Origin of the sequence: Rathayibacter sp. Leaf248, from assembly GCF_920939495.1 — a bacterium.
GTDB lineage: Bacteria > Actinomycetota > Actinomycetes > Actinomycetales > Microbacteriaceae > Rathayibacter > Rathayibacter caricis.
This window is the reverse complement of the sequence record NZ_CAKLAV010000001.1, coordinates 2580678-2604102: the sequence shown is the minus strand read 5'-3', so window position 1 is coordinate 2604102 and position 23425 is coordinate 2580678. Positions and strand designations below refer to the sequence as shown.

Sequence of the window (23425 nt, the reverse complement as noted above, 5' to 3'; positions counted from 1 at the left end):
ATGACCTCCTCGACCCTCACCCAGATCGCGCCGGCCGTCGACGCGACCCGCGCTGCCTCCGGGACCCGCCGTCGTCGCAGCGGTCGGGACGGCTCCCGCGCCGGCGTCGCCCTGCGCATCGTCGTCGCCGTGATCGCCTCGGCGATCGTCTTCTTCCCGCTCTACTGGATGCTCGTCATCGCGTTCTCGCCCCGCGGCGAGGTCTTCGCGCCCGGCCCGCCCCGGTTCTGGCCGAGCACCCTCAGCCTCGAGAACTTCGCCACCGTGTTCGAGCGCTTCCCGGTCGGCGACTGGTTCGTCAACTCCGTCGTCATCGGCGCCTTCGTGACGGCGCTCACCGTCGCGGTGAACCTCACCGCGGGCTGGGCGTTCGCGCGACTGCGCTTCCCGGGGCGCAACGCCCTGTTCCTCCTGGCGCTCGCGACGATGATGATCCCGGTGCAGGCGATCATGGTCGCCCAGTTCCGGCTGGTCGCCGGGCTCGAGATCTACGGCACCTACTGGTCGGTGATCCTGCCCGGGGCCGCCGCGGCGTTCGGCATCTTCCTCGCCCGGCAGTTCTTCCTCTCGATCCCGGAGGAGCTGCTCGAGGCCGCGAGGATCGACGGAGCCGGTCAGCTGCGCGTGTTCCTCCAGGTGGTGCTGCCGCTCAGCCGCCCGCTGATCGCGGTGCTCGTGCTGCTGACGCTGCTCGGATCGTGGAACGACTTCGCCTGGCCGCTGATCGCACTGAAGGACAACGACCTGTTCACGCTGCCGATCGGACTGCTGTACCTCAAGGGGCAGTCGACGCCGGACTACAGCGCGAGCATGGCACTGGCCCTGGTCTCGGTGCTGCCGATGGTGGTGCTGTTCCTGGCCTTCCAGCGCTACTTCGTCCAGGGCTTCGCGCGGAGCGGCATCCGGTAGTCGCACGGGCCGCGCTCCCATGCCGCTGGTCGAGTAGCCCGCAGGGCGTATCGAGACCCACCCACGCCGAGACACCGTGGATCTCGATACGCCCGCTGCGCGGGCTACTCGATCAGCAAGCAGGGGGCGGAGCAGCGCTCTCACGACGACACGAGGGGAGCCGCAACGGCCACCCTCAGGCCAGTGCGCGCGGCGCCCCGCTGAGGATCGAGCGGCGCTTCTCGGCCTCGCCCCGCTCGATCGCCTCCGCGGCCGCGACGACCGCCTCCGCCTCCGCTGCCTTCACCACCACGACCCCGTCCGCGTCACCGACGACCAGGTCCCCAGGAGCGACGACCACCCCCGAGATCGCGACCGGCTCGTCGAGGCGCCCCGGTCCGTGCTTGTACGGCCCCGCCGGGCTGACCGCCCGCGCGAACACCGGCATTCCGACGTCGCCCAGCGTGCCGGCGTCGCGCACCGCTCCGTCGATGACGAAGCCCGCGATGCCGAGCGTGTCGGCGCGCAGCCCGATCAGGTCGCCGATCAGCGCCCGGGTGACGTCGCCGCCGCCGTTCACGACGATCACGTCGCCGGGCTGCGCGGCGTCGAGCGCCCGGTGGATCAGGAGGTTGTCGCCCGGGCGGGTCCAGACGGTGAACGCCCGACCGGCCAGGCGCGCGCCCGCCCAGACGGGGTGCAGGCCGGAGGCGATGCCGAACCGCTCCTGCGCGTCGCCGATGTTGGCGGTCGGCAGCAGTCGCGCCCGGTCGATCAGCTCATCGGTGATGAGGGGGATCCGTGACATGAGGGGTGTCCTTCCGGTGGGCGGAGCTATTCGGCGATGAGTTCTTCGATGACGGGCTTCGCGGTCTTCTCGCGCTCCTCCCAGAGGGCGGCGACCTCGGCCGCGTCCTCCCAGGTGGGCACGGTGCCGGCGGCCTCGAGCTTCTCGGCGACCTCGGGGTCCTGCGTGGCCGCCTCGAGCGCGCCCTCGAGGGCTGCGATCGTCTCCTCGGGGGTGCCGGCCGGGGCCGAGATGGCGAAGTTGTTCGTCATCGGCTCGAGCTCGAACCCGGCGTCGACGATGGTCGGCACGTCCGGCAGGAACGGGCTCTGCTGGTCGTTGACGACCGCGAGGATCGAGATCTCGCCCGACTTGTACTGCCCGATGAAGCTCGAGACGCCTCCCAGGGCGAAGTCGACCTCGCCCGAGACCAGGGCGGCGATCTTGTCGGCCCCGCTGTTGTAGTGGACGATGTTGAAGTCGAGCCCGAGCTCCTTCTCGATCGTGCGCAGGTTGACGTGATCGTCCCCCGCGCGGGAGTCGGTGCCCACGGTGATCTCGCCCGGCGCCGCCTCGACGGCGTCGAACAGCTCCTCGAGCGACGTGTACGGGCTCGAGGCGTTCACTCCGATGACCACGTCGTTCAGCGCGAACGATCCGATCGGAGCGAAGCTCTCGCGGTCGAAGCCGGCCTGCTTGCTGGGGTCGAGGTACCGTCCGAAGATCGACGGGATGTTCGTGAAGCCGATCGTGCCGCCGTCCTTCGCGGCCGAGGCGAGGTAGTTCAGGCCGATGACCTGGCTGCCGCCCTCCTTGTTCACGACCTTCACGTTCGCGTCGAGCTCCTCCGACAGCACCGGCGCCAGGATGCGGGCGAGGATGTCGTTGCCGGCGCCCGCCGCGGACGGGACGATCCACTCGATCGTCTGCCCGGACTCGGGGAAGGTCGCGTCCGAGGCGCCGCCCGGAGCGGCGGCCGAGGAGGTGCAGCCGGCGAGCAGGGCGGAGCCGGCGGCGAGGGCGATCAGGGCCGCTGCGGTGCGGTGGGGGGTTCGGGTCATGAGACAGACTCCTTCGTCTGGTCGGAGGGGATCGTGCGGGAGGCGCGCCGCGCGAGGGCGGCGGAGAGGGCGGGCCGGACGGCTCCGAAGAGCACGGCCAGCGCGATGACGGTGACGAGCCCGATGCTCAGCGGACCGCTGACGAACACCGAGTAGTCGCCGCGCGAGAGGGCGAGCGAGCGCTGGAAGTTCTCCTCCAGCAGCGGGCCGAGGATGATCGCGAGCACCAGCGGCGTGAGCGGCACCGCGAAGAGCGAGAAGAGGTAGCCGACCACCCCGGCGCCGAGCATCACGAGGATGTCGAACGTCGATCCGTTGATGCTGTAGGTGCCGAGGAACATGAACGCGATGATCACGGCCATCAGGTAGTGGAACGGCACCTTCAGCACCGCGACCCAGACCCGGGCGAGCGGGACGTTGAGGATCAGCAGGATCACGTTGCCGACGATGAGGCTGGCGATGATCGCCCAGGCCACCTCGGGGTTGTCGCGGAACAGCAGCGGGCCCGGGATGAGCCCGTTGATCGTGAAGGCGCCGGCCATGATCGCGACGGTCGCGCTGGTCGGGATCCCGAGGGTGAACAGCGGGATCATCGACGAGACCGCGAGTGCGTTGTTCGCCGCCTCCGGTCCGGCGACGCCCTCGACGGCTCCGCGGCCGAACTCCTCGGGCCGCTTCGACACCTTCTTCTCGAGGGCGTAGGAGGCGAGCGACGTCGCGGCGCCCGGCGATCCGGGCAGCAGGCCCATGGCGAAGCCGATGACGGAGCCGCGGAGGTACGGGAGGAAGGAGCGGCGCAGGTCGCTGCGCGTCGGCAGCAGGCGCCCGACCTTCATGGGCCGGCGCGATCCGGAGGAGCCGCCGCGGGCCTGGGCGAGGATCTCGCTCATCCCGAAGACGCCCATGACCACGGCCACCAGGCCCAGGCCGTCGAAGAGCTCGGGGAGGTCGAAGGTGAAGCGCTGCACGCCCTGGCCCTGGTCGATCCCGACGCTGGCGATCGCGAGCCCCAGCCCCACGCTCAGCAGCGCCTTGACCGGGTCCTTCCCGGCGAAGCTCGCGACGAGCGCCATGCCGAGCACCGAGACCAGGAACAGCTCGGGAGCCCCGAACTCGAGCGCGAGCCTGCTGAAGGGGGCGACGAGGACGAACCCGACGACTCCGATCAGGCCGCCGACGAACGAGGCGATCGCTGCGGTGACCAGGGCGGGACCGCCCCGGCCCTGCTTCGCCATCTGGTACCCGTCGAGGGTGGTGGCGATCGAGGACGCCTCCCCGGGGATCCGCAGCAGCACGGCCGTGGTCGTGCCGCCGTACGCCGCCCCGTAGAGGATCGCCGCGAGCATGATGATCGCGGTCGTGGCGTCGAGCCCGAACGTGACCGGGATGAGCAGCGAGACCGCCGCGGCCGGGCCGAAGCCGGGCAGGACGCCCACGAGCATCCCGATGATGCAGCCGATCAGCGCGAAGAGCAGGTGATCGGGGGTGAGGACGGTGAGGAGGCCGCCCCAGAGCTCGCCGAATCCCATGGTCACAGCCCCAGCCAGGCGAGGGGGACGAGGGTCGAGTGCGGCAGGGCCGTGTTCAGCCAGACCTCGAAGACGAGGCGCGAGGCGCCCGTCGTCGCGATCGCGACGAGGGCCGCGATCCAGAGCTTGCGGCCGCCGACGAGCACGAGCACGGCGGTCAGCAGGGCGACCATGGTGACGGAGTAGCCGAGCACCGGGAGCAGGAGCGCTGCGACCGCGACGGAGCCGACGACGACTCCCACCCGCGTCCATCCCCTCCGGTCGGGGAAGTGCGCGTCGTCGAGCTCGTCGTCCTCGCCCTGGAGGAACACTCCGAGCGTCGAGTCCGACACCTCCGCGATCGGGAGAGCGGCGTGGGCCCGGTGCGCGCGGAGCAGCCGCAGCGACCAGAGCAGGCCGGCGACTCCGACGAAGAGGCCCGCGACGAGGGGCATCATGCCCGCGCCGACGCCGGTCGGGGCGGTGAGGCCGTAGCCGGCACCGGAGACGACCAGTGCGGCACCACCGAGCGCGGAGGCTCCGGCGAGCGCCCACTCCGTGACGGTGCGGGGGTCGAGCGACCGGGATCCGCCGGACGCGGTGCTTCTGGGTTCGATTGTGGACATCGTCGTCCTCCGCCTCTCTGCGGGTTCCTCGAGTCGCGGATGCAGGGCTGCAGCGCCCGACTTGCGACATTGCACAGAATTGCATGCAGCTGTCAGACTGTCAAGGCGGGACCGGTAAGGTCCTCATCGACTCGAAGGGGAGTGCGCGTGAGCTTCAAATCGGTCGTCGCGAGCAACACGCGGCAGATCAGTCCGTCCGAGCGGCGGGTCATGAACGTCCTGCTCTCGGCGACGAACGCGTCCGAGATCACGGCGGCCGAGATCGCCAGCCGATCGCAGACGCACGAGTCGACGGTGGTCCGACTCGCCCAGAAGCTGGGCTACCGCGGCTACCCGGATCTGCGGGCCGACCTGCAGCGCGACGAGGGCTCGCACGTCGAGTCCGTGCCGGTCATGCGGGCGTCGACCGGGCACGACCTGCTCGCGTTCGCGACCGACGAGGCCGCCTCGCTCGAGCGCCTGGCCCGATACATCCCGCAGGAGTCGCTCGACTCCGCCGCCGGGGCGATCCACGCCGCGCGGACCGTCTACCTCTACTCCAGCGCCGACGAGCGCGCGGCGCTCGATCTGCTCGCCGGCCGCCTGCGCCGGCTCGGTCTCGTCGTGGTCACCCTCGGCTACGGCGGCAAGGACCTCGCCGAGCACTTCGTGAGCTTCGACGCCACCAGCGTCCTCGTCGCCCTCGCCCTGCGCGAGGCCCCGACCTCGCTGCCGACCCTGGTCAGCGAGGCGCAGCGCCGAGGAGGCGCGGCGATCCTGGTCACGGACACGCCCGGCTACCACTTCCGCCCCGCTCCCGACCACCTGCTCGCGTCGCCGCGCGGGTTCGACTCGGAGTACAACACGCTCGTCGTGCCGATCGTCATCGCCTACGCGCTGCAGCTGGCCGTCTTCCACCTTGATCCGACCCGCTACGGAGCCGTCCGCAGCGACATCGACGACCTCACGCGCCTGGTGGGCGGAGCCGACGAGATCCCGCTGCGTCCGTGACCGGCCGGCGGTGAGCGAGGGCTGGCGGCCGGCCCTCCGGGTGCAGGCCGCTCTCGTACAGTCGGGCTGGGTCGGCATCCGGCTGATGATCGGGTACCGGGCCGTCGAGCTCGGCGCGGACGCGCTCGTGCTCGGTCTCGTCGCCGCGTCGACCGCCGTCCCCGCGCTGATCGGCGCGCTGCCCACCGGCCGGCTCTCGGACAGGGTCGGCGGCGCGCGGGTCTCGCTCCTCGGGATCGCGGTCTTCGTCCTCGGCCTGGGCCTCCTGGCGCTGCCGGCCGGCGTGCCGGGCCTCCTGGTGGCTGCGGCGGTCATCGGACTCGGCAACCTCTTCGTGATGATCGGCCAGCAGACGTTCGTGGCCCACCGCGCGCGCGGAGGCTCGAGCGACAGCGGCTTCGCCACCCTCACCACCGCCGCCTCGGTCGGGCAGCTGCTCGGCCCTCCGATCGTGACGCTCGTCGCGGCCCTCGGTGCCGGCGCCGGCGCTGCTCCGAACGCGCTGCTCGGCGCCGCGGCCTGCGGCGTCCTGGTGCTCGCGGGCCTGGTCGGGAGCCGGCGGCTCCAGCGCGTCGACAGGAGCACGCCCCCCGCGGCGGAGTCGTCGGCCGGCCCACTCCTGATGCGCGACGTCGCGCGCACCCCCGGGCTCCTCCGCTCGCTCTCGGTCAGCGCGGCCGTGCTCGTGACGGTCGACCTGCTCTACACGTACATGCCGCTGTGGGCCACCGAGCAGGGCGTCCCGGCGGTCGCCGTCGGACTGCTGCTCGCCGTCCGAGCGGTCGTCTCGGTGCTCAGCCGGATCGGACTCGGTCGGCTCGTGTCGGCCCTGGGTCGCAAGACGCTGCTGATCGTGTCGATCACGAGCGGAGTCGCCGCGCTGGTCGCGCTGCCGCTGGTCGACGCGGGCGGAGCGATCGTCGTCATGATCGGTCTGGGCCTCGCGCTCGGGGTCCCCCAGCCGCTGACGATGGCGTGGGTGGTGCGCCTCACTCCGGAGTCGGTGCACGGCGCCGCGCTGGGCCTGCGGATGACCGCGAACCGACTCGCGCAGATCGCCCTGCCCGTCGCCATCGGCACGACGGCGGGCTCGCTGGGCTCGGCCGGCGTGTTCTGGGCGAACGCCGCGGTGCTGGTCGCGGCGGTGGCCGTCACCGCGGGCGCCGACCTCCCGCGGGACCCTCCGCACGACTGACCGGTCGCTCCGTGGCGCCGTGTTACAGGACGGATGGCGGGTGGCTGAGCGAACTCCTAGGTTGGCCGGAGCCGTCCCGCCCCGTCGTTCAGGAGCCCGCATGTTCTCGTCCCCGTCCCGCTCGCGCCTCGCCGTGGCCGTCGGCGCCGTCCTCGTGGCCGGTCTGCTCGCGGGCTGCACCGCCCAGGCCGCGACCGAGCCCGGCGCCGCCTCCGGCACCCCCGTCGAGGGAGGCTCGCTCGTCTTCGCCGACATCGAGCTGCAGACCGACTTCCAGGTGCAGAAGGGCTTCAACTACACGCAGTCGAACGTCTTCCGGAACATCGCCGACCGTCTGACCGCCTTCGACCCGGAGTCGGGCGAGGTCGTGCCGTGGATCGCCTCCGATTGGAGCATCAACGGCGACAACACCGAGTTCACCTTCACGATCCGCCCCGGAGTCACCTTCTCGGACGGCACCCCTCTGGACGCCGCCGCCGTCAAGGCGAACCTCGATCAGCTCGGACTGGGCGACGAGGCGAAGAAGATCGTCAAGAACCGCGACTTCATCGGCTACGCGAGCTCCGAGGTGACCGGCGAGGACACCGTCGTGGTGCGCCTCTCGGAGCCCAACGCCGACTTCCTCAAGGCCACCGCCGCCTCGACCGCGAGCCTCGTCTCGACCTCGACGCTGGCGCTCGACTACGCCGGCCAGGCCGACATCTCGAAGATCGTCGCCTCCGGCCCCTTCGTCTTCGAGTCGCAGGTGCCCGACCAGGAGATCCGCTTCGCGAAGCGCGACGACTACGCCTGGCCGTCGTCGATCTCGACCAACCAGGGCGCCGCGCACCTCGACGAGGTCGTGTTCCGCGCGATCCCCGAGGTGGGTCTGCGGGTCGGAGCCGTCTCCTCCGGTCAGGCCGACATCGCCCGCGGCATCCAGCCGACCGACGAGGCCGCGGCCACCGCCTCCGGCATCGAGCTCGCCGTCGCGCAGGCGCCGGAGCTGACCGCCAACTGGGCCGCCTTCCGCGGGAACGCGCCCGTCGTCTCGGACCAGGACGTGCGCCGCGCGCTGCAGATCGGCTTCGACCGCGAGGCCCTCAAGGCGAGCGTGCTCAGCGACAGCTACCCGCTCTCGGGATCGGTGCTCAACCGCTCCGCTCCCGGTTTCGTCGACCTCGGCGACGACCTCGCCTACGACGCCGACGAGGCCGAGCGCCTGCTCGACGAGGCCGGCTGGGCGGTCGGCTCCGACGGCATCCGCGAGAAGGACGGGCAGCGCCTCGCCCTCTCGGTGGCCGCCAGCCCCCGCAGCGTCGTGATCAAGCCCGCCTTCGAGTTCATCGAGTCGGAGTGGCGCAAGCTCGGCGTCGAGCTCACCAACAACGCGGGCGACAGCGCGATCCTCGCGACCGCCCTGGGCGACCCGTCCTACCCCGCCATCGGCTCGCGCCAGTTCTACCTCGGCGGCCTCGGCCCGCTGTTCAGCGCCGCGGGCAACACCAACACCTACGTCTCGGACGACGAGCTGAACGCCCTGTTCGCCACCGAGCGGGCCTCGACCGACCCGGCCGCCCGCGACGCGGTGCTCGCCGACATCCAGGAGCGCCTCGTGCTCGGCACCAACCTGCTCGTCCCGCTGTGGGACGAGGTGCAGGTGCACGCCGTCGGCCCCGGAGTGAGCGTGACCTTCGACGGCGGCACCGCGCCGCTGCTCCAGGAAGCCTGGATCCAGGAGTAGTCGTCGTGCTCCGGTATCTCGCGGGCCGGGCGGGGCAGGCGGTGCTCGTGCTCTGGCTGACCTACACGATCGTGTTCGTCGTCGTGCAGCTGCTGCCGTCCGACCCCGTCACGATCTTCCTGGCGAGCGACGCCGGAGCCGACCCCGCCCTGATCGCGCAGGTCAGCGCGCTCTACGGCTACGACCAGCCCTGGTACCAGCAGTACCTGCTGCAGCTCGCGAACCTGGTGCGCGGCGACTTCGGCTTCTCGCTCTCCTCCGGGCAGCCCGTGCTCACCCGCATCGGCGACGTGGTCGGGAGCACGGTGGCGCTGGCGTCGACGGGACTGCTCCTGAGCATCGTGATCGCGGTGGCGGTCAGCGCCGCGGCGTTCCTGATCGACTCGCCGCGCCTGAAGGCCGTGATCGTCGCGGTGCCGTCGCTCTTCAGCTCGGTCCCCGTGTTCTGGCTGGGCATCATCGTGCTGCAGGTCTTCTCGTTCCAGCTCCGGATCCTGTCGCTCTTCCCCGACGGATCGCTGCTCTCGCTGCTCATCCCGGCGCTCGTCCTGGCGATCCCGGTGTCGGCTCCGATCGCGCAGGTGCTCCTGAGCGGAGTGGAGCAGGCGTCGGAGCAGGCGTTCGTGAAGACCGCGCGGGCGAAGGGCGCCCGCCCGCTGCGGGTGTTCCTCCGGCACGTGCTGCGCTCGTCGCTGGGCGCGACCACCGCCGTCATCGGCACGACCCTCGGGATCCTGCTCGCCGGCTCCGTCATCACCGAGACCGTCTTCGCCCGCCCGGGCCTGGGCTCGGTGCTGCTGAAGGCCGTGATCGCCCAGGACGTGCCGCTGGTGCAGGGCCTGGTCCTGCTGACGACACTCGTCGTCGTCGTCACCACGCTCGTGCTCGACCTGATCGCGCCCGCGCTCGACCCCCGCGTGCTGCGCAGCCGCGGGCAGAAGGGACTGGTGCGCCTTGGCGCTTGAGCTGACCCGCACGGCCGACGACCGCAGGGCCGGCCTGCTCCGGAGCCTGCCCGCGCCGGGCCCGGCCACGATCCTCTCGGCGGCCCTGATCGTCGTCGTCCTGCTCTGGCTCGTCGCTCCCGGCTGGTTCACGTCGGCCGACCCGCTGACCGGCGACTCCGCCCAGGTCTTCCGGCCGCCCAGCGCCGCGCATCCGTTCGGCACCGACCACCTCGGCCGCGACGTGCTCGCCCGGGTGATCCACGGCACCACCCAGACGGCGCTCACCGCGGGGCTCGCCGTGGTCGTCGGTCTCGTCCTCGGCACACTCGTCGGCATCGCGTCCTCGACGCTCGGTCCGTGGGCGGAGGCGATCGGGATGCGCGTCATCGACGCCCTCATCGCCCTGCCGGCGTTCATGATCGCGCTGTTCGTCGTCTCGGCCTACGGCGCCGGACCGGTGTCGCTGGGCATCGGGGTCGGCATCGGCTCGGTCGTGCTGTTCGCCCGGGTGACGCGCGCCGAGATCCTGCGGGTGCGCTCCCTCGACTACCTCGAGGCGAGCCTCCTCGCCGGCGCCGGCTACCTGCGCCAGCTCGTCGGGCACGTGCTGCCCGCGATCACCGGGGCGCTCGTGGCCCTCGCCGTCGTCGACTTCGGAGCGGCGGTGCTGGCCGTCTCGGCCCTGGGCTTCCTCGGCTTCGGCACTCCCCCGCCCACGCCCGAGTGGGGGCTCATCATCGCCGAGGGGCGCAACTACCTCGCCAACGCGTGGTGGATGACCGCCCTGCCCGGCACCTTCGTCCTGGTCGTCGTCGTCGCCCTCGGCGTGCTCAGCCGCTACCTCGGAAAGGCGACCCGTGCCTGACGCCCCCGCCCTCGAGCTCCAGGGCCTCTCGCTCGACTACCGGCTCGGCCGGCGCTCGGTGCGCGCCCTCGACGACGTCTCGTTCACGGTCGGCCGGGGCGAGATCGTCGCCCTCGTCGGCGAGTCCGGATCGGGCAAGTCCACCATCGCGAACGCCGCGACCGGCCTCCTCCCCTCGGGGGCACGCGTCGCCTCCGGCCGGCTGCTCGTCGACGGCGCCGACGTCACCCGCGCCCCGGAGTCGCGGTGGAGCCGGATCCGCGGCCGCCGCGTGGGCCTCGTCCCCCAGGACCCGGGCTCGAGCCTCACTCCGGTCCTCACCATCGGGGCGCAGGTGGCTGAGATCTTCGCGATCCGCGGCGAGCGCCTCTCTCGCGCCGAGCGGCGGGCCCGGTCGATCGAGCTGCTCGAGATCGCCGAGGTGTCGCGCGCGGCCGACCGGCTCACCCAGTACCCGCACGAGCTCTCGGGCGGGTTGAAGCAGCGGATCCTGATCGCCATCGCCTTCGGGCTGGACCCCGCTCTGCTCGTCGCCGACGAGCCGACGTCGGCGCTGGACGTGACGGTGCAGAAGCAGATCCTGCGCGTGCTCGACCGCCTGGCCGCCGAGCACGGCACCAGCGTGCTCTTCGTCACCCACGACCTGGCGCTCGCGACCGACCACGCCTCGCGCGCCCTGGTGCTGCAGCGCGGCCGGCTGGTCGAGGACGCTCCGGTGGAGCGGATCGTGCGGACGCCCGCCACCGACTACACCCGCGACCTCATCGCCCACGCGCGGGCCACGCAGATCGCGCCACCGCCCACGCCCTCCTCCTCCGTCCCGTCGACGGTGCTCGAGGTGAGCGGGCTCTCGAAGTCGTTCCCGGGGCGGCGCGGAGGAGCCTCCGTCGCCGCCGTCGACGACGTCTCGTTCGCGCTGCCCGCGGGCCGCACGCTGGCGCTCGTCGGCGAATCCGGCTCGGGGAAGTCGACGACGGCGCGCATGGTCCTGCGGCTGCTCGACCCGAGCGCCGGCTCGATCGCGCTCGACGGCCGCGACGTCACCGCGGTCGCGGGCCGCGACCGGCTCGCGCTCTGGCGCACGGTGCAGCTCGTCTACCAGAACCCCGACTCCGCCCTCGATCCGCGCTGGAACGTCGGACGCATCGTCTCGGAGCCGCTGCTCGGCTCCGCGTCGCCGCGCGAGCGCCGGGCCCGCGTCGAGGAGCTGCTCGACGCCGTCTCGCTGCCCGACGGAGTGATCGACAAGCGCCCCGGCGAGCTCTCGGGCGGTCAGCGCCAGCGCGTCGCCATCGCGCGGGCTCTCGCTCCGCACAGCTCGCTCGTCGTGCTCGATGAGGCGCTCAGCGCGCTCGACGTGATCACGCAGGAGCGGGTGCTGCAGCTGCTGGAGCGCCTGCAGCGCGAGCAGGGCGTCTCCTACCTCTTCATCTCGCACGACCTGTCGACGGTGCGCCGCCTGGCGCACGACGTCGTGGTGCTGCGGGCCGGCCGGGTCGTCGAGCAGGGCCCGTCGCACGAGATCTTCGCCGCGCCCCGCACCGACTACGTGCGCGAGCTGCTCGACGCCGTGCCCGGCCGGCGCCTGCTCGCCGACCCCGCGACCACCCCGACCGCCGAGGACCCCCGATGACCGACGCCCCGAAGCCGCTCCGCTTCTCCGCCTTCGTGATGAACACCGCCTCCCACATCCAGCACGGCCTGTGGCGGCACCCGGAGGCGCGCCAGCATGAGTTCACGTCGCTGCGGCTCTGGACCGACCTGGCCCGCACCCTCGAGCGCGGCCGGTTCGACGCGATCTTCTTCGCCGATGTCCTCGGCCTCTACGGTCCCGCCCGCGGCGACTACACCGTGAACGCGCGCGAGGGGCTGCAGTTCCCGAGCAACGACCCGTCGGTGCTGCTGGGGGCGCTGGCCGCCGTCACGGAGCACCTCGGACTCGTGTTCACCTCCTCCGTGCTGCAGGCGCACCCGTTCGAGTTCGCCCGGCGCGTGTCGACGCTCGACCACCTCTCGGGCGGCCGCGTCGGCTGGAACGTGGTGACCAGCGCTCAGGAGAGCGCCGCGCGGAACTTCGGCGCCGACGGACTCGAGGAGCACGACGAGCGCTACCGCTGGGCCGAGGAGTACCTCGAGGTCGTCTACAAGCTCTGGGAGGGGTCGTGGGACGACGACGCGCTCCGGCGCGACAAGGCGCTCGGCCACCCGGACGACGCGGTGTTCGCCGACGCGAGCGGGATCCACCGCATCGACCACGTCGGGCAGCGCTACCGCGTGGCCGGCCCGCACCAGAGCCCGCCGTCGCCGCAGCGCACCCCGATGATCTTCCAGGCAGGCTCCTCCCCCGCGGGGAGCGCCTTCGCCGCCCGCCACGCGGAGGGCCAGTTCGTGCTCACCTCCGGACTCGACAAGACCCGGGCGCTGATCGAGCAGACCCGCGCGAAGGTCGCGGCGACGGGCCGCGCGCCCGAGGACCTCGCCTTCTTCCTCGGCCTCGCCTTCGTCACCGGCGACACCGAGGAGGCGGCGCAGCGGAAGGCGGCCGAGCTCGACGAGTACCTCTCGAGCGACGGCTTCCTCCTGCACAGCAACCTCGCCTTCGACCCGGCGACCGGCGAAGCGCTCGACCCCGACACTCCGCTCTCGGAGCTCTCCACCGGCACCAACGTGAGCCACCTGCAGTGGATGCGCGAGCTCTCGCCCGACCCCGACCCGAAGGTGCGCGACCTCGCGACCCTCGCAGCGAAGCTGCGCGGACGGATCGTCGGCACGCCCGAGCAGATCGCCGACCGCCTCGCCGAGTGGCGCGACGCGGGCATCGACGGGATCAACGTCATCAACTGGACGCTGCCCGGCAGCTTCGAGGAGTTCGTCGACCACGTGACCCCGGTGCTGCAGGAGCGCGGGCTCGCCCAGCGCGAGTACACACCCGGAACCCTGCGGCAGAAGCTCTTCGGCCGCGATCAGCTGCCGGAGGAGCATCCCGCCCGGTCCTACCGCGGCGCGTTCGGGGAGGTCGCGCGATGAGTCTCTCGGCCACCGATCTCGAGCGGTTCCGCTCCGTGATCGAGGAGGTCGGACGGGACGCTCTCGTCCGCGAGCGGGAGCGGCGCCTGCTGCACCCCGAGATCGCGGCGCTGGTCGCCTCCGGGTTCACCGCGATGCGCGTGCCCGTCGAATGGGGCGGCGCCGGAGCGACACTGCCCGAGCTCTTCGAGCTGCTGGTCGCGCTCGGCGCGGCCGACCCCAACCTCCCGCAGGCGCTGCGCGGCCACTTCGGGCTCGTCGAGCGCTTCCTCGTCGGCGGCACCGCGCGCGACGAGGCGTGGCTCCGGCGCGCGGCGGAGGGAGCGCTGTTCGCCAACTCGCAGGCCGAGAAGGGCTCCGCGACGACGACGGAGGCGCGGCTCGTCCCGGTCGAGGGCGGCTGGCGACTCACGGGCCGCAAGTTCTACACGACGGGCACGCTCTACGCCGACTACACGTGGACCGGCGCCCTCGACCCGACCGGCGAGCGCTACGGCGCCGTCGTGCCGACCCGGGCCCCGGGCGTCGAGGTGATCGACGACTGGACCGGCTTCGGCCAGCGCCTCACCGCGAGCGGCACGACCGTGTTCACCGACGTGCCGCTCGACGACGAGCACGTCTACCGAGTGCTGCAGGAGCCCGACTGGTACACGCTCGACTTCCGGCTCCTGCTGCACCTGCTGCTCCAGGCGACCATGGCGGGCATCGGCCGGGCGGCCCTCGATGACACGCTGCGCTTCGTTCGGGCGCGGTCGCGCTCGTTCGGAGTCGCCGGCGAGAGCCTGCCGCGCGAGGACCCGCGGGTGCAGTCGGTCGTCGGCGAGCTGGCCAGCCGCGTCGCCGCGGTGGAAGCGCTCGTGCACGACGTCGCCCGCGACTACGCCGCCGTCCGCGACCGCGAGCACGCCGACGAGGCCGAGCGCACCCGCGACTACGTCCGCGTGCAGATCCGCCAGTTCGAGGCGCAGCAGATCGCCGTGGCCGACATCGTCGCGGTGACCTCCCGCCTGTTCGAGGTGGGCGGCGCCTCCGCGGTGCTGACGGAGTCGGGCCTCGACCGGCACTGGCGCAACGCCCGCACCATCGCCTCGCACAACCCGGCGGCGTTCCGTCAGGCGGCGATCGGCGCCTACCTGCTCAACGGCACCGAGCCCGAGACCGACTTCCGCAGCACCGTCACCGCGCAGGAGCAGCCCGCATGACCCGCCCGCCCCGTCCGCTGCTGTTCAACGCGTTCGTCATGAACACGCCGTCGCACCTCCACCACGGGCAGTGGCGGCGACCGGAGGCGCGCCACGGGTCGTTCGAGGACCTCGCCTTCTGGGTCGAGACGGCCCGCACCCTCGAGCGCGGCGTGTTCGACGCGATCTTCTTCGCCGACGTGGTCGGCACCTACGGCGCGGTCGGCGCCTCGCTCGAGGTCAACGCCCGCGAGGGGCTGCAGCTGCCCACCAACGATCCGTCGATCCTCCTCGCCGCCCTGATCGGCTCGACCGAGCACCTCGGGCTCGCGATGACGAGCTCGATCCTGCAGGCGCACCCGTTCGAGTTCGCCCGGCGCATGTCGACCCTCGACCACCTCTCGAAGGGGCGGGTCGCCTGGAACATCGTCACCAGCTACCAGGAGAACGCGGCCCGCAACTTCGGTCTCGACCGGCTCACCGAGCACGACGCCCGCTACGCGCAGGCCGAGGAGTACCTCGACGTCGTCTACAAGCTCTGGGAGGGGTCCTGGGACGACGACGCCTCGGTCCGCGACAAGGCCGGCGCCTTCTCGCGCCCGGAGGCGGTGCACCGCATCGACCACGTCGGCGAGCACTACCGGGTCGAGGGACCGCACCTGTCGGCGCCGTCGCCGCAGCGCACGCCGTTCCTCTTCCAGGCCGGGTCCTCGCCGGCCGGCCGCGCCTTCGCCGCCCGGCACGCCGAGGCGCAGTTCGTCGGCGGATCGACCCTCGAGCAGACGCGGGAGCTGATCGCGTCGACCCGCGCACTCACGGAGGCGACCGGGCGCCGCGGCGACGACGTCCTGTTCTTCTCGCCCCTGTCGGTCGTCGTCGGGAGCACCGAGCGCGAGGCCCGGGAGCGCGAGGCCGAGCTGGACGCCCGGACCAGCATCGACGCCCACCTGCTGCACGCGGGCCTGAGCGTCGACCAGGCCGACGGCACACCGTTCCCGCCGGACACACGATTGCGCGACATCACGACGAACGGCAACCGCAGCACGCTCGAGTCGATGATCCGCCTGCTGCCCGAGCGCGACGCGACGGTCGCGGACCTCGCCCGCCTCGCGGTGCGGCGCCACCCGCGCGTGGTGGGCACGCCGGAGCAGATCGCGGACCGGCTCGGAGAGCTGCGCGACGCGGGCGTGGACGGGATCAACCTGGCGCACTGGACGCTGCCGGACAGCTACGTCGAGTTCGTGGACGAGGTGATGCCGGTGCTGCGCTCGCGCGGGCTGGCGCGGACGGAGTACTCGCGCGGTGGACTGCGCGAGCGGCTGACGGGGTCGGCGCAGGTGAACCCGCGGCATCCGGCGGCGCGCTACCGCGGCGCGTTCCGCGACTGACGGCGGCGCCCGGCTGAGGACGCCTCTCGAGAAGTCGCGCGCGGTGCCCGCGACCTCTCGAGGAGGGCGTCGCCGCGCCGGTCAGCTCGGCGAGGGGACGACCGGGTGCTCCGGCGGGTCCTGCTCGTCGCCGAGGCGCGCGTCGGCGCCCTCGTCCAGGGCCTCGTCGAGCGCCTCCGGGTCGTCGACCTGCGCCGGGTCCTCCGGGGGCGCCGGGATCGAGTCGGGGTCGGGGCGGCTGGTGTCGGTGACGTCCTCGGGGGCGTCGAAGCCGAAGCTGCTCATGGTTCCTCCTCCGCGGCCCGCACCGGAGGCGGTGCCGCTGTCGGCAGCCTAGGTCGGGCGCGCGAGCCGGTCACGGCCTTGACGGACGGCGGTCGCCTCACCGGCCGTCCATCGAGCCACGGCTCAGTGCACGTACTCCAGCAGGTCGACGCCGAGGGTGCGCATGCCCTCGAGGACCGCGAGGCGGTAGTGGAGCGACGTGTCGTCGAACTGCGTCGTCACCGCGTAGGCGGCGGAGGCGCGCGGACCGCGCAGCACACCCGTCTCGGCGCGCACGCCGACGTCGGTGCCGGTGGTGTTGACGAGCAGCACGCCGTGGTCGGGGCGGCGGTGCGCGAGCGGGTCGAGGCCGAACGCCGAGGAGACCATCGACAGGTCGGGGTTCAGCGAGAGCCAGCCGATGACGCGCGAGCTGACGGTCGAGTCGACGATCTCGCCGTTCGCGAGGGTGGCGAGCAGCCAGGTCAGCTCGCGGGCCGAGCCGATCGAGAGCTGCGGAGCGTCGTCGGGGCCGCGCTCGTCGCGCACGACGTCGAGGAGCGCGGTGCGCGAGAGCCCCAGGCCCTCGGCGCGCTCGCGGACGGCGTCGAGGCCGACCCGGCGGAGGAGCACGTTCGTCGCGAGGGTGTCGCTCGTCGCTCCGACCAGGGCCGCGAGATCGGCGATCGGGAGGGACGGGACCTGCAGGTGCTGCCAGACGCCGGAGCCGGCGACCGCGTCGGCGGCGGTGCGGTCGAGGAGGCGGAGGTTCTCCTGCGGATCGCTCGCCAGACGGGCCGCGACCTCGACGAGCAGCAGGATCGTGCCGATGCCGGCCGTCGGCATCGAGACGGAGTCGTCGACGGCGAACAGCGTGCGCCCGGTCGCGAGGTCGACGGCGCAGGCCGAGACGACCACTCCGTCGAGCGCGAGCCGGCCGAGCGCGTCGAAGCCGCGCTGGAAGTTGTCGCGATCCTCGGAGCCCTTGTGCCGGCCGCGGCGGGCTCGTCGGGTGTCGCGGCGGGTGTCGTGGGGGATCACCACGGATCGGGCCCCTCTCCGGGGTCGGGTGAGCGGGTCGTGCGGAGGGGCGGACCACGGGTCCGTCGACGCGCCGGGAGGGCGCGCGATGCACGGACGGACCCGGCGGCATCGGTCGGCTCTCGATGCCCGGGGTGTCGTCCGCGGGAGGGGTCGGCGGCCGCTCGGCGACCACCGGATCCTGACTACCAGATGGTGACGCGCTCGCTCGGGGAGAGCCATAGGGCGTCGCCTTCGGTGACGTCAAAAGTAGCGTAGAACTCGTCGATGTTGCGGACGATCTGGTTGCAGCGGAACTCGGCCGGGGCGTGCGGATCGATGGCGAGGAGCCGGATCGTCTCCTCGTCGCGCGACTTCTGCTGCCAGGCCTGCGCCCACGACAGGAAGAAGCGCTCGGCGCCGGTGAGACCGTCGATCACGGGCGGCTCCTGACCCTCGAGCGAGAGCACGTACGCCTTCCACGCGATGCTCAGGCCGCCCAGGTCGCCGATGTTCTCGCCGATCGTGAGGGCGCCGTTCACGTGGTGCCCGGGGGTCGTCGCGGGTGCGAGGGCGTCGTACTGCGCGATCAGCGCCTTCGTCCGCTCCTCGAACGCCGCGCGGTCCTCGGCGGTCCACCAGTCGGTCAGGCGGCCGTCGCCGTCGAAGCGCGAGCCCTGGTCGTCGAAGCCGTGGCCGATCTCGTGGCCGATGACCGCGCCGATCGCGCCGTAGTTGGCCGCCGGGTCGCGGGTCTCGTCGAAGAAGGGGAACTGGAGGATCGCCGCGGGGAACACGATCTCGTTGAAGCCCGGGTTGTAGTACGCGTTGATGGTCTGCGGAGTCATGAACCACTCGTCGCGGTCCAGCGGCTTCCCGATCTTGCCGAGCTCGCGGTCGAACTCGAACGCGGCGACGCGGCGGGCGTTGCCCACGAGGTCGGCCGGGTCGATCGTGAGCGCGGAGTAGTCGCGCCAGCGGACCGGGTAGCCGATCTTCGGAGTGAACTTGGCGAGCTTCTCGAGCGCGCGCTCGCGGGTCTCGGCGCCCATCCAGTCGAGGTCGACGATGGAGCGGCGGTACGCCTCGATGAGGTTCGCGACCAGCACGTCCATCTCGGTCTTGGCGCTCTCGGGGAAGTGGCGCGCGACGTAGGTGCGGCCGACGGCCTCGCCGAGCGAGCCCTCGACGAGCGAGACGGCGCGCTTCCAGCGCTCCCGCTTCTGCGGGGTGCCGGTCAGCGTGCGGCCGTAGAAGTCGAAGTTGGCGTCGACGAAGTCGCTCGAGAGGTACGCGGCGGCGCCCCGGACGACCTGCCACGACAGCCAGTCGCGCCACGCGGGCAGGTTGTCGTCGCTCAGGAGACCGGCGAGGCCCTGGAGGAAGCTCGGCTGGCGGACGACGACCTCGGCGAGCGCCCCCTCCGGAGCGCCCATCGCGGTCAGCCAGACGCCGAGGTCGATGCCCGCGGCGAGCTCCTCGACCTCGGACCAGGAGCGGAGGTTGTAGGTCGCCTGACTGTCGCGGCTGCGCACCTTGTCCCAGTGCGCGGCGGCGATCTCGGTCTCGAGGGCGACGATGCGCTCGGCGCGCTGCTCGGCCGCGCCGATGCCGGCCAGCTCGAGCATGCGCGCGACGAACGGCGTGTACTTCTCGCGGACGGAGGCGAACTCCTCCTCGCGGTAGTAGCTCTCGTCCGGCAGCCCGAGGCCGCCCTGGTTCACGAAGACGAGGTAGCGCTCGGGGTCGCCCGGGTCGTTGTCGACGAACAGGCCGAAGAGCCCCGGCACGCCGGTGCGCTCGAAGTCGCCGATCGCGGCGAGCAGGCCCGCGATCGAGTCGACGCGCTGCACGGCGGCGAGGTCGTCGGCGATCGGGGTGGCGCCGAGCTCCTCGGCACGGGCCTCGTCCATGAAGGAGGCGTAGAGGTCGCCGAACATGCGCTCCTCGGAGCCCTGCTCGGCGGTCGCCGCCTCGACGATGATGTCGCGCACCGCCTTCTCGGCCTCCTCCTGCAGCGCGTGGAAGGAGCCGTAGCGCGCCTTGTCGCTCGGGATCTCGGTGCGGTCGATCCAGAGGCCGTTGACGTGCCGGTAGAGGTCGTCCTGCGGGCGCGTCGCGGGGTCGAGTTCGGGGAGGTCGATACCGGAGCGAGGCGTCGTCGAGGTCATGCCGACCACCCTACGACGGGCCGCCGACACCCGCCCGTGCGCGGGCGATCCGGGCATGTCCGCGCCGGTCCGGATGCCTCTCCGGCTCGCAGGAACGCGTTCGGCCCGCGGAATACCCGGAGCGCTGCGAGCCGAACGCGGTCTCACGAGCCCGAGGTGCTCACCAGCGGTCAGAACCTCCTGGGCGGGACGCGCCTCAGGAGACGGGAACGATCAGGCCGAACACCTGGACGGCAGGCGATCCCGTCGAAGATGACCGGGAGGGCGGGACCCGGCGGGGGACCTCCGACGCTCGCCGGGACACCCTTCACCCTGCTCCACCAGGACGCGCAACGGTCACGCGTCCGAAGGCGACCTACGACCCGCAGATGACGGTGCCGTCCATGATGAGCCTGTCGATCCGGCGGACGAGCACGGTGAACGCGCCGAACCCCTCGCCCGTCGAGAGACCACCATCTGGAGGTCCGCGCAGGCAGCAGGAGCAGACCGAGGGTGATCCCTGCGATGAACACTCCCTGACCCGGACTCGTCAGACGCCGCGCTCGGCGGGCGACGACGGCCGCGCGCCGGGCCCCTCGGCGCGACCGCGGACCCCCGCCCCTTCGCCGGTCGAGCACCGCGGGCGTCAGACGACTCGTTCGCCCGTCGTCAGTTCCGGATCGACATGCGCGGGCGTGGGAAACCACGCGAGAAACGTGACCCCTTCTTCTGTCGCGTCGAATCGTGTGATCGTCTCGTCGGCCGGCTCGTAGAAGGTGTCGCCGCTCCGAAGGACGCGTTCCTCTCCCTCGCCCGCTGCGAAGTAGACGGAGCCTGACTCGATGACGCCGAAGACGGGCCCGTTGTGCCAGTGCGGACCGGGGTGGACGCTCGGCGCCATGGTGATGCGTCTCACCTCGACCGTCGCGAAGCGGTCGGCATCGCTGAGCCTGAGGGTGCTGAGGGTGGTCCGGACGACAGGGATCTGGTTCACCCGTCGATGATGGCAGCAGGGACTCCGCCCAGCACGGCTGTCGTCCGATCAACCCCTCGAGCAGTACCCCACCTGTGAGCGGCGACGATCGCATCAACTGGGCCGGGCCCGGACGGACCAGCGCGGAGAGCCTGATTCACCGAGACCGGGGGTCGTCGAGCACCGATCTGGCCGCGCTCCCGACTTGCGCGCGGGAGCTCGGGGACCCTTGCCGGCTCGTCGTTGCGGCGTCCATTGCGAGGATCATCGCGAGCTTGTACCCCGATCGGTCCCCCAAGTTGCCGACATGACGTTTCCTCGACATCGTCGTATCTTGTGAGCGATCGTCAACTGACGGCAGCTATCGACACCAGGGAGTCTCCCATGATCACTCGACGTTCTCGGCGCGGATCACGCCGCTCGCTCATCACTACTCTGGCTCTCGCCGGGACCCTGATCGCGGCGCCTGCCGCGGCTGCGGCGTACACGACCTCGTACCCGGAAGGCGGGACGTGGGTCCACGGCGTCTCCAACGGAGACGTGCTGTCGTCCTACAACCACCCGTCGAGGAAGCACCGCGCGTCGATCGACAACGGCTGGCTGCAGTCGACGGGGTGCAAGAACCCGAAGGTGAACGCCGGGATCTTCGGGAAGGCCCGGATGTGGCAGACCGACTACGCCTACTACGCGTTCTGCTGACCGACTGCTGACATCGCGGGGTGGGGTGCCGAGCATCCCACCCCCGCTTCTCTGGGGATGAGTGGATGAGAAGTCGAAGTGTTGTTGCGGGCTACGTGTCCGCAGTCGTTCTGGCGGTGGTGTTCGCGTTCCTGTTCGTGCGGGCGCTGGAGGTGCGCGGTCCGGTGTGGAACGGCGGCCAGCAGATGCGCGTTTCCGAGGTGACGACTGCGACGACACCCGCCGCGGAGCTGTACGCCCAGCTGACGGCGTACGCGCAGGAACGTCACGTCGACGTCGTCAGATTCGTACCCGACGGCGAGAAGCCCGACTCGGTTCGCCACTTCTTCGTCGCCGACGGCGGCGGCGAGGGCGCGACGTGGTTGCGTGACGGCTACGACGACGCCGACCCGGCACTGACGACGACGATCGCACCGTTGAGCGAGCTCGGCTCGCTCGATCCGCGCGGCTACTACCTTGTCGGCGGAAGCCGAGAGGATGCCCTCGCTGTTCTCGACATCATCCAAGCGGCCGGTTGGACCGGGGGCGTGTACCCCTATCCGGTCGGAACCGATCTCACGACGTACACCGACTTCGGCGACCTGGTCCGAGCCTTCGGAGTCAGCCTCCTCGCGGTTCTCGTGCTCGTCGGCGCCGGCACCGTCCTTCGCGGCACAGCACACGGCATCCAGCGGCTCGCAGGGCGCAGCTCGTTCGGGATCCTGGTCCGCGAGGTCGGCGCGCTTCTGCTGCCCGTCGGACTCCTGTCCACTGCCGCGCTCGCTCTCCTCTGCGCCGGCATCACCTTCTACAACGGCTTCGCCCACGCGAGCACACTGCTCGCGCTCACTGGGCGACTCGGAGCGCTCCTGCTGCTCGCTGCGGTCGGAGCGCACATCGTCGGCGTCGTCCTCACCAACGGCCGCAACCTGGTCGACCAGGTCAAGGGTGAGATCGATGGACGATGGGCGCTCATCGGCGCATACGCCGTCAGGCTCCCCGCGATCTTCGTCCTGCTGAGCGTCGTCGCCGCCCTCGGCCAGAGCGTCTACCTCGCGCAGGTCGAAGCACAGACCCGGGCCTACTGGGACGATGCCGGCGACGCCGTCACGCTCGCCATCTCCGGCAGCCGATCCGAGGACGAGATGACCGCCGCCCGCACCGGCGTCGGCGAGCTCACTCGAGATCTCGACAACCACCGCAGCGCCGTCCTCGTGCAGGGCGATGCCCTTGCACCCGACTATCCGGATGCCCTCGTTGTCAACGAGGAGTATCTGCAGCAGATCGAGGTCCGGGACGCCGCTGGTAACCGCATCACCGCCACCGACCCGAACAGCATCACGATCCTGCTTCCGAACAGTGCAACCGCTACCCAATCCGCCCGAGCGCGGGCCGCCACCGCGGACTGGTACCGGTTCCAGCACGAACTGACCCTCAGCGATGTCCCCGACCCGGACGAGGTCCCCATCGCGCAGACGCGGATCCAAGACGACCAACGGCTCTTCACCTTCCGTACCGGCTCCGGCACAGTCCTGAACGGTCCCGCGATCAGCGAGAACGCCACCCTCATCGTCCTCCCCAGCCTGCGGCTGATCCCCCTCTCCGAACTCTTCGCCGCCGTGAGCACGGGTGACATCGTCTTCACCGACCCGGCCGCGACCACCGCGGCCGTCCACGAGCGCGGCCTCGACTCCGCCATCGCGGCGATCCAGCCCGTCGCCTACCAGGCGAACGAGAGCTACCGAGAGGCCCTCGGCAGCGTCACCGTGAACATCGCGAGCCTCCTCGCCGCGATCATCGTCGTCGCTCTCACCGCCCTCATCGTCGCGATCGTCACCGTGGAGAAGAACCACCAGCGGCTCTTCGTGCAGCACCTCTCCGGATGGTCCTTCATCGGCGCACACCGCGCCGCGTTGCTACTCGAGGGCGCCCTCGTGGCCGGCATCGCCCTGGTCAGCCTCATCGCGGCCTGGAACCGAGACCCTCTCTCCGTGCAGACCGTGATCGACCTCGGCACCATCAGCACGCAGGACTACCTCGTGAACCAGTCCCTCATCGCCCTCGGCGTCTCCGGAGGCGCGGCCGCGCTCCTCATCGCCTCACTCGCGATCGCCGCCCAGCGGATGATCCGCCGCCACTCCGCCGACACCTGAA

General features: G+C 71.7%; 20 protein-coding genes. 12 read left to right on the top strand and 8 right to left on the bottom strand.

What is annotated here, in order from left to right:
- Entirely contained in the window at positions 1 to 909 is a 909-nt protein-coding gene (locus tag LRG51_RS12420) for a carbohydrate ABC transporter permease (RefSeq protein ID WP_082485639.1), read from the top strand.
- A 175-nt stretch (positions 910 to 1084) separates the two neighbouring features.
- Here the strand turns inward: LRG51_RS12420 and LRG51_RS12415 are convergent, their stop codons facing one another.
- From LRG51_RS12415 to LRG51_RS12400, 4 genes are read right to left on the bottom strand one after another with little or no spacing between them, the layout of a single operon-like run.
- On the bottom strand, positions 1085 to 1696 hold the full coding sequence (locus LRG51_RS12415) for a methyltransferase (RefSeq protein ID WP_077223988.1): 612 nt from the start codon (positions 1694 to 1696) through the stop codon (positions 1085 to 1087).
- Positions 1697 to 1722: 26 nt separating this feature from the next.
- Positions 1723 to 2736, bottom strand: a complete 1014-nt coding sequence (locus LRG51_RS12410) for a Bug family tripartite tricarboxylate transporter substrate binding protein (protein ID WP_230672977.1) — start codon at positions 2734 to 2736, stop codon at positions 1723 to 1725.
- On the bottom strand, positions 2733 to 4265 hold the full coding sequence (locus tag LRG51_RS12405) for a tripartite tricarboxylate transporter permease (protein WP_055794102.1): 1533 nt from the start codon (positions 4263 to 4265) through the stop codon (positions 2733 to 2735). Before LRG51_RS12405 ends, LRG51_RS12410 begins: the two co-directional genes overlap by 4 nt.
- Before the next feature lie 2 nt (positions 4266 to 4267).
- The gene (locus LRG51_RS12400; RefSeq protein WP_056868759.1) at positions 4268 to 4870 is read right to left on the bottom strand and encodes a tripartite tricarboxylate transporter TctB family protein; all 603 of its coding nucleotides are present in this window, start codon (positions 4868 to 4870) and stop codon (positions 4268 to 4270) included.
- A gap of 147 nt (positions 4871 to 5017) precedes the next feature.
- On the opposite strand from LRG51_RS12400, the gene LRG51_RS12395 reads away from it, so the two are divergent.
- From LRG51_RS12395 to LRG51_RS12355, 9 genes are all read left to right on the top strand, one after another.
- Complete coding sequence (locus tag LRG51_RS12395; RefSeq protein WP_146168360.1) at positions 5018 to 5860, top strand: MurR/RpiR family transcriptional regulator; 843 nt, start codon at positions 5018 to 5020, stop codon at positions 5858 to 5860.
- A gap of 10 nt (positions 5861 to 5870) precedes the next feature.
- A complete protein-coding gene (locus tag LRG51_RS12390) occupies positions 5871 to 7055 on the top strand; it encodes an MFS transporter (protein WP_055794096.1) in 1185 nt (394 codons plus the stop codon).
- A gap of 100 nt (positions 7056 to 7155) precedes the next feature.
- Positions 7156 to 8778: an ABC transporter substrate-binding protein gene (locus LRG51_RS12385; RefSeq protein WP_230672976.1), complete on the top strand. Its 1623-nt coding sequence runs from the start codon at positions 7156 to 7158 to the stop codon at positions 8776 to 8778.
- 5 nt (positions 8779 to 8783) lie between these two features.
- Positions 8784 to 9743 carry an ABC transporter permease gene (locus LRG51_RS12380; RefSeq protein WP_055794094.1) on the top strand — a complete coding sequence of 320 codons (960 nt, stop codon included), beginning with the start codon at positions 8784 to 8786 and terminating at the stop codon, positions 9741 to 9743.
- The gene (locus tag LRG51_RS12375; protein ID WP_157603205.1) at positions 9733 to 10590 is read left to right on the top strand and encodes an ABC transporter permease; all 858 of its coding nucleotides are present in this window, start codon (positions 9733 to 9735) and stop codon (positions 10588 to 10590) included. Before LRG51_RS12380 ends, LRG51_RS12375 begins: the two co-directional genes overlap by 11 nt.
- Positions 10583 to 12223, top strand: a complete 1641-nt coding sequence (locus tag LRG51_RS12370; protein WP_055794092.1) for a dipeptide ABC transporter ATP-binding protein — start codon at positions 10583 to 10585, stop codon at positions 12221 to 12223. The genes LRG51_RS12375 and LRG51_RS12370 overlap by 8 nt, the downstream gene beginning before the upstream one ends.
- Entirely contained in the window at positions 12220 to 13617 is a 1398-nt protein-coding gene (locus tag LRG51_RS12365) for an LLM class flavin-dependent oxidoreductase (RefSeq protein ID WP_230672975.1), read from the top strand. The genes LRG51_RS12370 and LRG51_RS12365 overlap by 4 nt, the downstream gene beginning before the upstream one ends.
- On the top strand, positions 13614 to 14819 hold the full coding sequence (locus LRG51_RS12360; protein WP_055794088.1) for a hypothetical protein: 1206 nt from the start codon (positions 13614 to 13616) through the stop codon (positions 14817 to 14819). Before LRG51_RS12365 ends, LRG51_RS12360 begins: the two co-directional genes overlap by 4 nt.
- The gene (locus LRG51_RS12355) at positions 14816 to 16186 is read left to right on the top strand and encodes an NtaA/DmoA family FMN-dependent monooxygenase (RefSeq protein ID WP_055794086.1); all 1371 of its coding nucleotides are present in this window, start codon (positions 14816 to 14818) and stop codon (positions 16184 to 16186) included. The genes LRG51_RS12360 and LRG51_RS12355 overlap by 4 nt, the downstream gene beginning before the upstream one ends.
- A gap of 81 nt (positions 16187 to 16267) precedes the next feature.
- On the opposite strand, the gene LRG51_RS12350 is transcribed toward LRG51_RS12355, so the two are convergent.
- From LRG51_RS12350 to LRG51_RS12335, 4 genes are all read right to left on the bottom strand, one after another.
- Complete coding sequence (locus LRG51_RS12350) at positions 16268 to 16471, bottom strand: hypothetical protein (RefSeq protein WP_055794084.1); 204 nt, start codon at positions 16469 to 16471, stop codon at positions 16268 to 16270.
- A gap of 123 nt (positions 16472 to 16594) precedes the next feature.
- The gene (locus tag LRG51_RS12345; protein WP_055794082.1) at positions 16595 to 17494 is read right to left on the bottom strand and encodes a serine hydrolase; all 900 of its coding nucleotides are present in this window, start codon (positions 17492 to 17494) and stop codon (positions 16595 to 16597) included.
- Positions 17495 to 17676: 182 nt separating this feature from the next.
- Positions 17677 to 19641: a M13 family metallopeptidase gene (locus tag LRG51_RS12340; protein WP_055794080.1), complete on the bottom strand. Its 1965-nt coding sequence runs from the start codon at positions 19639 to 19641 to the stop codon at positions 17677 to 17679.
- A 625-nt stretch (positions 19642 to 20266) separates the two neighbouring features.
- Positions 20267 to 20614, bottom strand: coding sequence for a cupin domain-containing protein (locus LRG51_RS12335; protein WP_055794079.1), 348 nt, complete (start codon positions 20612 to 20614; stop codon positions 20267 to 20269).
- Between the two features lie 363 nt (positions 20615 to 20977).
- Here LRG51_RS12335 and LRG51_RS12330 point away from each other — a divergent pair, with 363 nt between their 5' ends.
- Both LRG51_RS12330 and LRG51_RS12325 read left to right on the top strand, forming a co-directional pair.
- A complete protein-coding gene (locus LRG51_RS12330) occupies positions 20978 to 21292 on the top strand; it encodes a lactococcin 972 family bacteriocin (RefSeq protein WP_230672974.1) in 315 nt (104 codons plus the stop codon).
- 95 nt (positions 21293 to 21387) lie between these two features.
- Entirely contained in the window at positions 21388 to 23424 is a 2037-nt protein-coding gene (locus tag LRG51_RS12325) for a hypothetical protein (protein WP_230672973.1), read from the top strand.
- Position 23425: the final 1 nt, after the last annotated feature.